At 65.9% G+C, this 13,573-nt stretch carries 14 protein-coding genes and 1 riboswitch; of the genes, 3 read left to right on the top strand and 11 right to left on the bottom strand.

The genetic code is table 11. The features are described from left to right. Positions 1-13 precede the first annotated feature (13 nt). The 3 genes from FIU94_RS00795 to FIU94_RS00805 are packed head-to-tail and all read left to right on the top strand — an operon-like array spanning position 14 to position 3,453. Entirely contained in the window at positions 14-553 is a 540-nt protein-coding gene (locus tag FIU94_RS00795) for a TRAP transporter small permease (RefSeq protein ID WP_152463972.1), read from the top strand. Then, on the top strand, positions 550-1,839 hold the full coding sequence (locus tag FIU94_RS00800) for a TRAP transporter large permease (protein WP_152463973.1): 1,290 nt from the start codon (positions 550-552) through the stop codon (positions 1,837-1,839). Before FIU94_RS00795 ends, FIU94_RS00800 begins: the two co-directional genes overlap by 4 nt. 15 nt (positions 1,840-1,854) lie before the next feature. Then, positions 1,855-3,453, top strand: a complete 1,599-nt coding sequence (locus tag FIU94_RS00805; protein WP_152463974.1) for an amidohydrolase family protein — start codon at positions 1,855-1,857, stop codon at positions 3,451-3,453. A gap of 30 nt (positions 3,454-3,483) precedes the next feature. Here FIU94_RS00805 and FIU94_RS00810 read toward each other — a convergent pair whose 3' ends face one another. The 11 genes from FIU94_RS00810 to FIU94_RS00860 form a co-directional block, all read right to left on the bottom strand. Next, positions 3,484-3,864, bottom strand: a complete 381-nt coding sequence (locus FIU94_RS00810) for a rhodanese-like domain-containing protein (protein ID WP_152463975.1) — start codon at positions 3,862-3,864, stop codon at positions 3,484-3,486. Between the two features lie 69 nt (positions 3,865-3,933). Beyond that, positions 3,934-4,560, bottom strand: a complete 627-nt coding sequence (locus FIU94_RS00815; RefSeq protein ID WP_152463976.1) for a d(CMP) kinase — start codon at positions 4,558-4,560, stop codon at positions 3,934-3,936. Next, positions 4,557-5,909 (bottom strand): 3-phosphoshikimate 1-carboxyvinyltransferase, encoded by a 1,353-nt coding sequence (aroA, locus tag FIU94_RS00820; protein WP_152463977.1) that lies wholly within the window; start codon positions 5,907-5,909, stop codon positions 4,557-4,559. The genes FIU94_RS00815 and aroA overlap by 4 nt, the downstream gene beginning before the upstream one ends. 185 nt (positions 5,910-6,094) lie before the next feature. Beyond that, a complete protein-coding gene (locus FIU94_RS00825) occupies positions 6,095-6,796 on the bottom strand; it encodes a tRNA (guanosine(46)-N(7))-methyltransferase TrmB (RefSeq protein ID WP_152463978.1) in 702 nt (233 codons plus the stop codon). Positions 6,797-6,925: 129 nt separating this feature from the next. Next, positions 6,926-8,107, bottom strand: coding sequence for a methionine adenosyltransferase (gene metK / locus FIU94_RS00830; RefSeq protein ID WP_152463979.1), 1,182 nt, complete (start codon positions 8,105-8,107; stop codon positions 6,926-6,928). A gap of 4 nt (positions 8,108-8,111) precedes the next feature. Continuing rightward, a riboswitch (SAM-SAH riboswitch) is annotated at positions 8,112-8,161 on the bottom strand. Positions 8,162-8,199: 38 nt separating this feature from the next. Beyond that, positions 8,200-9,705, bottom strand: a complete 1,506-nt coding sequence (gene lnt / locus FIU94_RS00835; RefSeq protein ID WP_152463980.1) for an apolipoprotein N-acyltransferase — start codon at positions 9,703-9,705, stop codon at positions 8,200-8,202. Further along, positions 9,702-10,601 (bottom strand): hemolysin family protein, encoded by a 900-nt coding sequence (locus FIU94_RS00840; protein WP_152463981.1) that lies wholly within the window; start codon positions 10,599-10,601, stop codon positions 9,702-9,704. Before FIU94_RS00840 ends, lnt begins: the two co-directional genes overlap by 4 nt. Before the next feature lie 35 nt (positions 10,602-10,636). Continuing rightward, the gene (ybeY, locus tag FIU94_RS00845) at positions 10,637-11,140 is read right to left on the bottom strand and encodes an rRNA maturation RNase YbeY (RefSeq protein WP_152463982.1); all 504 of its coding nucleotides are present in this window, start codon (positions 11,138-11,140) and stop codon (positions 10,637-10,639) included. 48 nt (positions 11,141-11,188) lie between these two features. Then, positions 11,189-12,199, bottom strand: a complete 1,011-nt coding sequence (locus FIU94_RS00850; RefSeq protein ID WP_152463983.1) for a PhoH family protein — start codon at positions 12,197-12,199, stop codon at positions 11,189-11,191. A gap of 117 nt (positions 12,200-12,316) precedes the next feature. Continuing rightward, complete coding sequence (locus FIU94_RS00855) at positions 12,317-12,640, bottom strand: hypothetical protein (RefSeq protein ID WP_172975821.1); 324 nt, start codon at positions 12,638-12,640, stop codon at positions 12,317-12,319. Between the two features lie 12 nt (positions 12,641-12,652). Further along, positions 12,653-13,204: an OmpA family protein gene (locus FIU94_RS00860; protein WP_254702639.1), complete on the bottom strand. Its 552-nt coding sequence runs from the start codon at positions 13,202-13,204 to the stop codon at positions 12,653-12,655. Positions 13,205-13,573: the final 369 nt, after the last annotated feature.

Below are 13,573 nucleotides of genomic sequence, written 5' to 3' on the forward strand. Positions count from 1 at the left end.
CAGAGGAAAAGCCATGGCCGCGCTGAAACGGATCATCCGTCATTTCGAAGAAGCGATCGCCTGCGTCTGCATCGTCGTCATCGCGGTCTGCGTCTTTGCGCAGGTGGTGGCGCGCTACCTGTTCGGCACCGCCCTGCACTGGTCAGAGGAAGTCGCCTCAATGGCGATGGTCTGGGCCGTCTACATGGGCGCGGCCTATTGCGTGCGCGAACGGTTCCACATCCGCATCCTCGTGGGGGTCAAGGCGCTGCCCGAAGCCTTCGGCCGCTGGGTCATCTTCCTGTCCGACGCGCTCTGGGCGTTCTTCTGCATCTTCATGATCCGGGTCGGGTCCGACTATCTGACGACCATGTGGAAATACAAATCCTACAGCCCCAGCCTGGGCATCGACCAGTTCTGGCCCCAATCCATCCTCGTCATCGGCTACGCCCTGATGCTGCTGCGCCTGATCGAGCTTTACATCGGCTGGTACCGCGAGGGCCGCAACGGCCTGCCGGGGATGTTGAACGAAGACTGGGAAGAGACCCTCGAAGACAAGGAACAGACCCTGTGAGCCCGCTTCTGATCCTGTGCATCGCCTTTGTCGTGCTGACCGTCATCGGCGTGCCGCTGTTCGCGGCCGTGGGCCTGACCACCGCGCTGGCGCTGTTTCTGATCGACATCCCCTACACGCTGATGGCGCAGACGGGCTATTCCAGCCTCACCCCCTTTCCGCTGCTGACCATCCCGCTCTTCGTGCTGGCGGGCCGCCTGATGGAGGTGGGCGGCATGGCCACGCGGATGATCGGGATCGCCACCAATCTGGTCGGGGCCTACCGCGGCTCCATGGGGCTGGTTACGGTTTTCGCCTGCATGCTCTTTGCCGCACTCTCAGGCTCCGGCCCCGCCACCACGGCGGCCATCGGTTCGGTCACTGTGCCCGCGATGAAAAAGGAAGGCTACGACGTGCCCTTCGCCGCGTCGATCACCGCAAGTGCCGGCGCGCTCGGCAGCCTGATCCCGCCGTCGAACCTGATGATCATCTACGGGCTGGTGTCCGAAACCTCGATCCCGCGGCTGTTTCTGGCCGGGATCGTGCCGGGCATCGTCGTCACCCTGCTGCTGATGCTGACCACCTATATCATCGCGCGCAAGCGCGGCTACGGCGGCGACGGGGCCGCGTTTTCCTGGGGCCCGTTCCTGCGCGCCTGCTGGGACGGCAAATGGTCCATCGGCGCGCCGGTGCTGATCCTGGGCGGCATCTATGGCGGTATCTTCACCCCCACCGAGGCGGCGGGCGTGGCGGTGTTCTATGCCCTGTTCGTGGGTCTTGTCGTCTACCGCGAACTCACCCTTGCCAAACTGATCGAGGCGCTGAAATTCACCGCCCTGCTGACCGGCATCCTGATCCTGATCACGCCGACGCTGGCCTTCGGGCAGCTCACCGCGTTCTACGACATCCCGACAGCGGTACAGAACGGGATCACCGCGCTGACGGAAAACCGCGTTCTGGTGCTGCTGCTGATCGGGGTGTTCTACATCTTCATCGGCACCTTCATGGAGTCGCTGGCCCAGATCGTGCTGTTCACCGCCGTCTTCCTGCCGCTGGCGACGTCGCTGGGCATCGACCCGGTGATGTTCGGCATCTTCACCGTCATCACCTGCGAGATCGGCTTTCTCACCCCGCCACTGGGCGCGAACCTGACGGTGGCCGCGCGGATCTCGGGCATCTCGATCGAGCGGATCTCGGTCGCCGTGCTGCCCTTTATCGGGGCCTATATCATCGGGATGCTGATCCTGATCCTGGTGCCCGACCTGACCACCTTCCTGCCGGACCTGATCTACGGCCCGTCCAGATAGGCAAAGGAAACCGCGATGTTCGACACCATTCTCCGGGGCGGCACCGTCATCGACGGCACCGGGCGACCCGGCTTCACCGGCGATGTGGGCATCACCCGCGGCAGGATCGTCGAGGTCGGCGACCTTGCCGCCGCCGGGGCCGCCAACGTGATCGACGTCTCCGGCCTGACGGTCGCGCCGGGGTTCATCGACATGCACACCCACTCTGACTTCACCCTGATCGCGGATGGCCGCGCGGAAAGCCAGGTGCACCAGGGCGTGACAACCGAAGTCGTCGGCCAATGCGGGATCAGCTGTGCGCCGGTCTGCACCCACGACGCGATCAAGTCGGTCTCGCCGTGGTACACCGACGGCCCCCATCGCGCCGACTGGCGCAGCTTTGGCGACTACCTCGATGCGCTCGAACACACGGACCTCGGCGTCAACGTGATGGCGTTTGTCGGCCACGGCACCATCCACCGCGCGGTCCTGGGCGACCAGCTGCGCGCGGGCGAGCCGGACGAGATTGCCCGGATGGCCCGCATGGTGGACCAGGCGATGGATGAAGGCGCGGGCGGCTTTTCCACCGGGCTTGAGTACTGGCCCGGCATCCTGGCCTCCCCCGAACATCTGGTGCCGATGTGCGAGGTCGCGGCCAAGCGCGGCAGGCTCTACGCCACCCATGTGCGCAACCGCGACACCGAATACGACCTCGGCTTTGCCGAGGCGATCTCGACCGCCCGCCAGTCCGGCGCGCGACTGCAGATCTCGCACATCCAGCCCAAGTTCGGCGCCCCCCGTCACGCCATGGAACACACGCTGGACATGATCGACGTCGCCCGCCGCCATGACGTCGACATCGCCTTTGACGTGATCCCGCATGACTGGAACCACACGCTGATGGCCGCGATCCTGCCGAAATGGGCACAGGAAGGCGGCCACGCCGCCCTGATGCAACGCCTCAGGGACCCCGAGGCCCGCGACAGGATCAAGGCCAACCCAAAGCCGATGTGGCTGATCGTCAAGGCACGCAAATGGCAGGACGTGGTCTTGCTGAACGCGACCGAGAACAAGGACCTGGTCGGCGCCGACTTTGCCGAAATCGGCCGGATGCGCGGCGTCGACCCCTACGATGCCGTGCTCGACATCCTGCTCGAGGAGGGCGACAATCTGTCCGGCGCGATCTGGTCGTCGAAATCCTTCAAGGACGACGATGTGGACCTCTGCCTGTCCCAGCCGGAATGCGCCGTGATCTCGGACACCGTCGCCGTCGCCAACGAAGGCATTCTCAAGGACCACGTCGGATCCCTTTCAGGCTACGGCTGGGCCGCGCGGTTCCTGCAATACTACGTGCGCGACCGCAAAGTTCTGGGGCTGGAGGCCGGTGTGCAAAAGATCACATCGATTCCCGCCCGGCGCCTGGGGCTGACGGACCGCGGCAGCCTGCTGCCCGGCTACACCGCCGATGTCTGCGTCTTCGACCCCGCGACGATCACCAGCAACGCCACATCGCGCAACCTGCGCCGCTATGCCAGCGGCATCGCCCATGTCCTGGTCAATGGCCAGCTGTCCATGCACAACGGCGCGCGCACCTCGGTCAACGCAGGTCAGGTGCTGCGCGACTTTGCCGCCTGACGGGGCCGGTCGGCAAAGCCGCCGGGCCGGTCAGCCCTCTTCGGTCGGGCCGCCCGCCTCTTTCCAGCCGGGAAAGCCGCCGATGTTGGTGACATTGGTATAGCCCATCGTCTGCAGGGTCTTGCCCGCCAGGGCCGCCTGCCCGCCCGCACCGCAGATCAGGTAGATCTCGGCGTCCTTCTTCAGCACGGGGTTGTAGAATTGCTCCATCGCGGGATCGGCGCGGAATTCGATCATGCCGCGCGGAATCCGCTGCGCGCCCTTGATGGTTCCGCTTTTTGCAATGTCGCCGCTGTCGCGCACATCGACAAAGACACCGTCGCCTTTGGCATGTTTGGCAATCGCATCCTCCGCGCTCATCTTCGGCACAGTCGCGTTGGCGTCATCGAGATAGTCTTTTGCGGATTTCATTGAGGCTCTCCTTGCTTGGCTCGGCCCTCAGATAGCCCGGTTCCGGCCCAAGGCCAGCCCTGCGCGTCCTCAGCCCTGCGCGGCCAGCTTCGCGTCGATCAGGGCGACAGCCGCCGCCACCGCCGCGTCGATCGCCATCTCCGTGGTGTCGATCTGCACCGCGTCCCGGGCCGGCCGCAGCGGCGCATCCGCCCGCCCCATGTCACGCGCATCCCGCGCCTCGACATCCGCCAGCACCGCCTCGAAGGTGGTATCGACCCCCTTGCCCTGCAACTCCGCGAACCGACGGCGCGCGCGCACGTCAGCCCGGGCGATCACGAACATCTTCACCTGCGCATCCGGGCAGATCACCGTCCCGATGTCACGCCCGTCCAGCACCGCGCCCCCGGCCCGCGCGGCAAAGCTGCGCTGAAAGTCCACCAGCAGCGCCCGCACCTCGGGCATCGCGGCCACCCGGCTCGCCGCCTGGGCAACCTCGGGCAACCGCAGGCGGTCATCCTCCAGATCCGAGGGCACCAGCGCCCGCGCCGCCGCCTCGGGCAATGCGCCATCCAGCACCTTCGCCCCCACCGCGCGGTACAGCAGCCCGGTGTCGAGATGGGCAAAGCCGAAATGCCGTGCCACCGCCTTGGAAATCGTTCCCTTCCCGGAAGCTGCCGGTCCGTCGACCGCCACTGTGAACCCATTCACCTTCATTCTGCCCCCCGGTCGATCCGCGCACCCAAGGCCCGCATCAAAGGCTCGAAAACCGGAAAGGACGTGGCGATGGGCCCGCCATCGTCCACCGCCACCGGCGCGGTCGCGGCCATCCCCAGAATCAGAAACGACATGGCGATCCGGTGATCCAGATGGGTGGCACAGGTGGCCCCGCCCGGCACCTGGCCATGCCCCCGCCCCGTGACAACCCACCAGTCCGGCCCTTCCTCCACCTCGACCCCGTTGGCGCGCAGCCCCGTGGCCATCGCGTCGATCCGGTCACTCTCCTTGACCCGCAATTCCCTGACCCCGCGCATCTCCGTCCGGCCTTCGGCAAATGCCGCAACCACCGACAACACGGGATATTCGTCGATCATGCTCGCCGCGCGTTCCGGCGGCACCGCGATCCCGCGCAACTCAGGCGAGAACCGCGCGCGCAGGTCCGCCACCGGCTCGCCGCCCTCCTCGCGTTCGTTCTCATAGGTCAGGTCCGCGCCCATCTCGCGCAGCGTGGTGAACAACCCCGCCCGCGTCGGGTTCAGCCCGATCCCCGGGACCAGCACATCGGACCCCGGCACGATAAGCGCCGCACAGACCGGAAAGGCCGCCGAAGACGGATCGCGCGGCACCTCGATGCGCTGCGGTATGAGCTCGGGCTGCCCGGTCAGGGTGATCACCCGCCCCTCCGCCGTCTCCTCCACGGCAACCTCGGCGCCAAAGCCCGCCAGCATCCGCTCCGTATGATCGCGGGTCGCCTCCGCCTCGATCACCACGGTCTGCCCCGGCGCGTTCAACCCCGCCAGCAGCACGGCGGATTTCACCTGCGCCGAAGGCACCGGCACGGCGTAACGCACCGGCACCGGCTCAACCGCGCCCACCAACGTCATCGGCAGACGCCCGCCCGCGCGCCCCACCGCCTGACAGCCGAACAACGCCAGCGGGTCTGTCACCCGCGCCATCGGACGGCCATTCAGACTGGCATCCCCGGTAAAGGTCGCAACAATCGGAGAAGTCGCCATCGCCCCCATGATCAGCCGCACCCCGGTGCCGGAATTGCCGCAGTCGATCACCGTCTCCGGCTCGGCGAAACCGCCCACGCCGACGCCATGCACCGACCACTTGCCGCCACCGTGATCAGTCACCTCCGCCCCGAAGGCCCGCATCGCACGGGCGGTGTCCAGCACATCCTGCCCCTCCAGCAGGCCGGTGATCGTGGTCTCGCCCACCGCCATCGCCCCCAGGATCAACGATCGGTGCGAAATCGACTTGTCGCCGGGCACCTCGGCCGTGCCGGTCAGCGGCCCGCAGGCCTGCGAGGTCATCGGAATGGGGTCACCATGGGCTGACATCTGAACGTCCCTAACTGTTTCCGGCGGGTTCTACCCTACCCCCCAGGCAGGGTCCATGCCGGCATCCCGCTTCTTTATGCCGACAAATACTTCAGAGCGCGAGACAGCGTCTCGCACCGATTTGGCAGAGCCAAATCAATGAAATCGCGTGCGGGCCGCAGGCCCGCGCATTCAGGCCCTCCCGGTCAGGCCCGGCGGAACGTCAGATAGTGCGGCCTGCGCCCCTCGCGCAGTGCCTTCCTTTCATAACGGGTGGGCAGCCAGTCGTCCCAGGGCGCGCGCCAGTCCCCCGGCCTCTCCGCCAGCCAGTCGAACCCGTGCCGCGGCACCTCCTCCAGCGTCTGGCGCACATAATCCTCGATGTCGGTGGCAACCCGAAGGATCGCGCCGGGTGCCATCACCCGCGCCAGGGGGGCCAGATGTTCGGCGGTGACGAACCGGCGGCGGTGGTGCCGCGCCTTGGGCCAGGGATCGGGATAGAGCAGAAACGCCCGTTCAATCGCCCCCTCGGGCAGCACGTCGAACAGATCGCGCGCGTCGCCCGGATGCACCGCGAGGTTCGTCACCCCCGCGCGCCGGATCTTGCCCAGCAGCATGGCGACCCCGTTGATATAGGGCTCGCAGCCGATGATCCCGACCTGCGGATTGGCCGCCGCCTGATGCACCAGATGCTCCCCCCCGCCAAAGCCGATCTCCAGCCATACCGGCCGCCCACCGAACCGCGCGCCCAGGTCCAGGGGGGCCCGCGCCGGGTTCGCCTCCCAGCTGACCGGACCCGGCGACAGCGCCTCCAGGTCCTCGTCGAGGTAGGTTTTCTGGGACTTCTTCAGCGCCTTGCCCTTGAGGCGGCCATAGAAGTTGCGGCGGGGTCTGACGGCATCACTCATGCCCCGCGCTTTAGCCGCCCGGAGCGCGGCCCGCAAATGAAAAAGCGGCCCCCGAAAGGGCCGCCAGATCGTCTGCTGCGCTGCACCTGTCCCCGCGGGGACAGTGCGGGCGTTGCGTTCATCTTCGGGTCAGACCGCGGCCTTCAGCTTGTCGGCCAGATCGGTACGTTCCCAGCTGAAACCGCCATCCGCCTCGGTCGCGCGGCCGAAGTGACCGTAGGCGGCGGTGCGGGCGTAGATCGGCTTGTTCAGCTCCAGCTGCTCGCGGATGCCGCGAGGCGTCAGGCTCATGACCGAGCGAATCGCCTTTTCCACCGCCGCGTCCTCGACCTCACCGGTGCCGTGGGTATCGCAGTAGATCGACAGCGGTTCGCTGACGCCGATCGCATAGGACAGCTGGATGGTGCATTTCGACGCCATGCCGGAGGCCACCACGTTCTTCGCAAGGTAACGCGCGGCATAGGCTGCGGACCGGTCCACCTTGGTCGGATCCTTGCCCGAAAACGCGCCGCCGCCATGCGGAGCGGCACCGCCATAGGTGTCCACGATGATCTTCCGGCCGGTCAGGCCCGCATCGCCGTCAGGCCCCCCGATCACGAAGACGCCCGTGGGGTTCACGTGCCACACGGTGTCATCGCGGATCCAGCCGTCGGGGAGCACGTCGCGGATATAGGGTTCCACGATGGCGCGGATGTCGGCGCTGGTCTGGCTTTCGCTCTCATGCTGGGTGGACAGCACGATAGAGCTCACGCCCACCGGCTTGCCATTTTCATAGACCACCGACAGCTGGCTCTTGGCGTCCGGGCGCAGGGTCGGCTCGGTGCCGTCCTTGCGGACCTCGGCCAGCCGGCGCAGGATGGCGTGGGCGTAGTGGATCGGCGCCGGCATCAGCTCGGGCGTCTCGTCGGTGGCAAAGCCGAACATGATGCCCTGGTCGCCCGCGCCCTCGTCCTTGTTGTCGGCCGCGTTCACGCCCTGGGCGATATGCGCGGACTGCGGGTGCAGCAGGTTGGTGATCTCGCAGGTGGCGTGGTGGAACTCGTCCTGCTCATAGCCGATGTCCTTGATACAGGCGCGGGCGATGCCCTCGACCTTTTCAAGGTAGCTGTCCAGCTTGGACTTGTCGGACAGTCCGACCTCGCCCCCGATGACCACGCGATTGGTGGTGGCAAAGGTTTCCGCCGCAACGCGCGCCTCGGGTTCTTCCGCGATGAAAGCGTCGAGGATCGCGTCGGAAATCCGGTCGCAGACCTTATCGGGGTGGCCCTCGGATACGGATTCCGAGGTGAAGGTATAGTTCTGTCGGGACATGTCGTGCTCCAAATGAAATACAGACGCCACGTCAGGAAGCCGTTGTGGCGCGATTTCGCTGGCTTATCGGGGCATTGCGCCAAGGTCAATCGCTAAGGTCTGGCCTGACCCCTCCGCCTCGCGTGCAGGCCGCAGGCCGCCAGCGCGAGCAGCACGAACAAGGCGGCGGGCGCATCGCCCTTGCGGCGATACGCGGTGATCCGACCGGGTGCGGGAAGCGCCGCGTCGAGAAAACCGGCGGTGTTGAGCGGCAGGCTGGCGGTCACGCGGCCTTGCGGGTCGATCATGGCCGAGATGCCGGTGTTCGCCACCCGCGCCAGCGGCAGCCCCTGTTCGATGGCCCGCATCCGGGCCTGCGCCAGATGCTGGCGCGGCCCCGCCCCACGTCCGAACCAGGCGTCATTGGTGATCTGGATCAGAAAGTCGGGCCGCTCGGACGCCGCGTTCACATCATGGGCAAAGACCGCCTCGTAACAGATCAACGGCAGCGCCCGGCCAAGCGGGCCGAAATCCAGAAGCCGCGCCCCCGGCCCGGCGGTATACCCGTGGCCCTGGTTCGCGGCGAGCCCGTATATCCCGAACCGCGCCATGACATCGCCCAGCGGCATGTATTCCCCGAAGGGCACCAGATGATGTTTGTCGTAGGTCTGGGTCACGGCCCCGCTTTGATCAAGCGTGATCATCGCGTTGAAATAGCGCAGGTCGTCGCTGCGCTGGACGCCCAGCGCCACCGGCGTGTCTCCGCCGGCGCGGGCGATCTCTTGCAGCGCGGTGCCGGCCCATTCGAGGTTCCAGGGAATCGCGGTCTCCGACCACAGCACCAGATCGGGTGCGGCGCCTTCGGGCGGGGCGGCGGTATATTGCAACTGACGTTGGAAAAAGACCGGGATCTTGTCCGCATCCCACTTGTCCTTCTGCGCCGCATTGGGCTGCACCAGCCGGATCGTATGGCCCGACAGGGGCGCCTGCCCCCCCGGCACCGGCAGCAGGAGGGCCGCCAGCGTCGCCAGCACCACCCCTTCGCGCAGCAGCCGCCAGGGCCAGCGGGGCCGCGAGGTGAATGCCGTCGCCGCGCAGACCGCCACACAGATCACGATCGCGTTCAGCCCGTGCGGCCCGACCCAGGCCAGCGCCTGCCCCGCAATCACGCTGACCGTCGATTGCGCCGGACTTGCCCAGGGAAATCCGGTGAAAAGATACGCGCGCACCAGTTCCGCCGCGGCCCAGCAGGGGATCAGTGCCCAGGGGCTGCTCCGCGACAGCTTTCGCGCGCCCCAGAACGCCACGCCCCAGAACAGCGCCATGCCCGCCGCCAGGAACACCAGCGCAAAGGGCGCCATCCAGCCGTGCCGCGCAACATCCACCATGAAGGGCGAGACGATCCACTGCAGCGCATGCATGAAATAGCCCAGCCCGAAGGCCCAGCCGGTCAGCGCCGCCTGCCGGGGGGTCTTTTGCGCGGCAAAGAGCCATGCCGCACCGATCATACCCAGCAGCATCAGCGGCGGCAGGTCGTAGGGTTGCTGGCCGAAGGCGGCCCCTGCCCCGAAAAGCGCCGCGAGAATATATGCCTGCCACGCCCCGAGGCGTCGGGTCATCCCGAGGCCCCGGTGGTGCGGACCCGCAATCTCTTGATCCGGCGCGGATCGGCTTCGATCACCTCGAACTCCGGCCCGTCCGGATGCAGCACGACCTCACCCCGCGCGGGCACCCGGCCCGAGAGCATGAAGACCAGTCCGCCCAGCGTGTCGATCTCTTCCTTGTCGACGTCGTCGTGATCGGTCAGGGAATGGCCGATCTCGGCTTCGAAATCCTCCAGCGGGGTCTTGGCAAGGGCAAGGTAGGTGCCGGGCTTTTCCTTGGTCCAGTACTTGCCCTCGTCCACGTCGTGCTCGTCCTCGATTTCGCCGATGACCTGTTCGATGAGGTCCTCGATCGTCACGAGGCCATCGACCCCGCCGTATTCGTCGATCACCAGCGCCATGTGGCGGCGTTCGGTCTGCATCTTGGTCAGCAGAACGCCGATGGTCATGCTGGGCGGCACGAAAAGCAGAGGGCGCAGCATGCCCGCCATGTCGAAATCGTGACCGTGGCCGTTAAAGCCGTATTGCAGGGCCAGGTCCTTGAGGTGGGCCATGCCGACCGGTGTATCCAGCGTGCCATCGTAGACCGGCAGGCGGGTCATGCCGCTTTCCTTGAAGACATCGACCAGCTCTTCGAGCGAGGCCGACACCGGGACGGCGATGATGTCCGCTTTGGGGATGGACACGTCATCGACCCGCATCCGGCGCAGGTTCATCATCCCGCGTGCGCTGACACGATCCGCCGGTGGCGGTGTCACATCGTCGTCTTCATCTGAATCCGAGGGACTGAGCGCCCCGATCACACGCGAGAAAAAGCTGCCCTGTCGGGAATGGCTGTCGTCGTGTTCATCAATATTGTCTTCGTCAAGCGCGCTACGCGCTGCGGTAGAAGATCCGTCTGTGTCGCCCATTGGGTCCTGTCTAAGAGTATCGGGCATACGCCCCTTCAATTCCTATATGGGTCATCCAGACCCATCTTGCCAAGTATTTTGACCTCCAGCCCCTCCATCAGGGCCGCATCAGCGTCGGTTTCGTGGTCATAGCCGAGAAGATGCAACACTCCGTGAACCAGCAAATGCGTCACATGAGCCGGCATCGGCTTTTGCGCCGCCTGCGCCTCGCGGTCGCAGGTGTCAAAGCTGATCGCGATGTCGCCGAGTTCGCATAATCCGTCAATGCCCCGTTGCGGCGGGCGCGGAAAATCGCCGGGGGTGACGGGTGCGAGGTCCGCGGCGGGCCAGCTCAGGACATTGGTGGGCACCGGCTTGTCGCGGAAGTCGCCGTTCAGAACCGCGATACGGGCATCGTCGCAGGCCAGCACGGTGACTTCGCAGCTGCCGGGGTCGATGTTGCGGTCGGTCAGCGTGGCGCGGATCGCGGCCTCGGCCAGTTCGTCCAGCGCCAGACCCCGCCACCGGTCGTCCTCGATCACCAGGGCAAGCTCATCCACGGCCTGCCCCCGTCGCGGGAAGGAATGCAAAGTAATAGTACGGGCGCATCAGCCGGTGCCCAGATCCGCCTCATAGGCCTCGATGATGGCCGCGACCAGCGGGTGGCGCACCACGTCCTTGGAGGTGAAGTAGTTGAAGCTGATCTTCGGGATCGTCTTGAGCAGGCGCTCCGCGTCCGCCAGGCCCGAGGCCACACCGCGCGGCAGGTCGATCTGGGTCCGGTCGCCGGTGATGACCATGCGAGATCCCTCGCCCAGTCGGGTCAGGAACATCTTCATCTGCATCGACGTGGCGTTCTGCGCCTCGTCCAGCACGACAAAGGCATTCGACAGGGTGCGCCCGCGCATGAAGGCCAGCGGCGCGATCTCGATCCGCTTTTCCTCCAACAGTTTGGCCAGTTGCTTGCCCGGCAGGAAGTCGTTCAGCGCGTCATAGAGCGGCTGCATGTAGGGATCGACCTTGTCCTTCATGTCGCCGGGCAGATAGCCCAGCTTCTCGCCCGCCTCGACCGCCGGGCGGCTGAGGATGATCCGGTCCACATGGCCCCCGATGAACATGCTGACCCCCACCGCGACGGCGAGATAGGTCTTGCCGGTGCCGGCGGGGCCGATGCCGAAGGCCAATTCATTCTCGAACAGGGATGACACATAGGCCTTCTGCGCCGCGGTGCGCGGCTCCACCCGTTTCTTGCGGGTGTGGATTTCGACCGTCTCGCCGATCGGCATCTCCATCTGGTCGCCGGACCGCACGCCGGTGCCCGCGTCCGAGCCGCCCATGCGCAGCGCGCTGCTGATGTCAGCCGGTTCGACCGAACGGCCGCCTTCAAGCCGCGCATAAAGCGTGTTGAGCAAGGCCGCGGCGCGGTCCGCCGCATCGGCATCGCCCAAAACGCTCAGGTGATTGCCGCGGCGCACGATCTGGACCTCAAGCGCCTTTTCGATCGCAGCCAGATGTGCATCGAAAGGGCCGCAGAGATCAATCAGCAGACGGTTGTCGGGAAATTCCAGCACACGGTCCACCGGGGCATCCGGTGCAGTGGTCAGGTCACTTGTGGTCAAGGGAAGCTCCTTGGTTGGGAGTTGGGGGCGGCGGTGCAGACTCGACTGATGCAAACATAGGAAAAGGGCCGGCGTGTGCAACACGCCGGCCCCGATATCGCGACAAAGCGGGTCAAATCAGTTCGGGTCCGGAATGCTGGAGCCGCCCTTGAAGTCACCCACGGTATGGTTGGGCGGCGCCACGCCCGAACAGACGGGCTTGCCGAATTTGTCCAGGCGCTGCGACAGGTAGCCTTCGACGCCATCGTCGATGATCCAGTGATCGCATCCGTTCGGATCGACCCAGATGCCGGCCTGAAGCTGGCTGAGGTGTTTTCTGTCGATCCCGCGGTCAATGGATTTGTCCGACGGGTAGCCCCGGCCCAGGCCGCCCTCGTAATCGGCACAGGCCGAAAGCCCGAAAGCGCAGAGGGTCACCATAAGAATTTTAGTTTTGATCACTTAACTGTCCCCTCAGCGAATGCAGATGATTTCGACGCGGCGGTTCTTGGCCATGCCGGCGGCGGTGTTGTTGGACGCTGCGGGCATCCGTTCGCCGTATCCGCGCACGTCCGCGATGCGGGCCCCCGCCTGGTTGGCGATGGCCGCGACAGCGTTGGCACGGTTGTAGCTCAGCCGCATGTTGTAGGCGTCAGATGCCCGGCTGTCGGTGTGACCGGTGATGATGTAGCTGACGGCGCCGGTGGTGCGGAAGAAGTTGTCCAGGCGCGCGCGGCCCGCTTTGTGAATGCGGTAGCTGTCGGTGGCAAAGAACTGGTCGGACTGCATCACGCCGCAGACGTTGCCGCGACGGCAGACCGGGATGCCCTGACGGCTGACATGGGGCGACATGTACCCTTCGGCCCCGTCGTCCATAACCCAGTGTTCGCATCCGTCGGGATCCACCCAGATCGTCGGAATGTAGACACCTTTGTCGCGGCCCTGCTGGGACCGTGTCTGCGCGTCGGCAGCAGACGCTTGCAAGGCGATGGCCGCTACCAGCGAAATACTCGCCACCGCGCGGATCGCTTTGGAGATTAGTTTCACCACAGCTTGTTTCCTTTGTTATTCCCCCAGGAGAGCCGCCCCGCCCGTAATCCGGCGCGGCTCTGCATATGCCGCAAGGTTAGGTAAGTTTTCTTCGACTGTGAAGCGCGTATCGCCATTATCCCACCGATTTTTGCCGCGCAAACAACGAAATAGCGCGTTTGATTCACAAATGAACCGAATTGCCGTCGCCGGAAAGCCGCCGGGACGGGATCTCATGATGGGCCAGAGGTATTCGCGCCATGACCGGAACAAACCGATTCCCCAGCCCCGGCATGGCACGGATGATTTCCCGACCCGGGCCTTCGGCGGGCGGCCCGGCCTGGCATCCGAGACTTGCCTTCAACC

Source organism: Sulfitobacter sp. THAF37, from assembly GCF_009363555.1.
Taxonomy (GTDB): Bacteria; Pseudomonadota; Alphaproteobacteria; order Rhodobacterales; family Rhodobacteraceae; genus Sulfitobacter.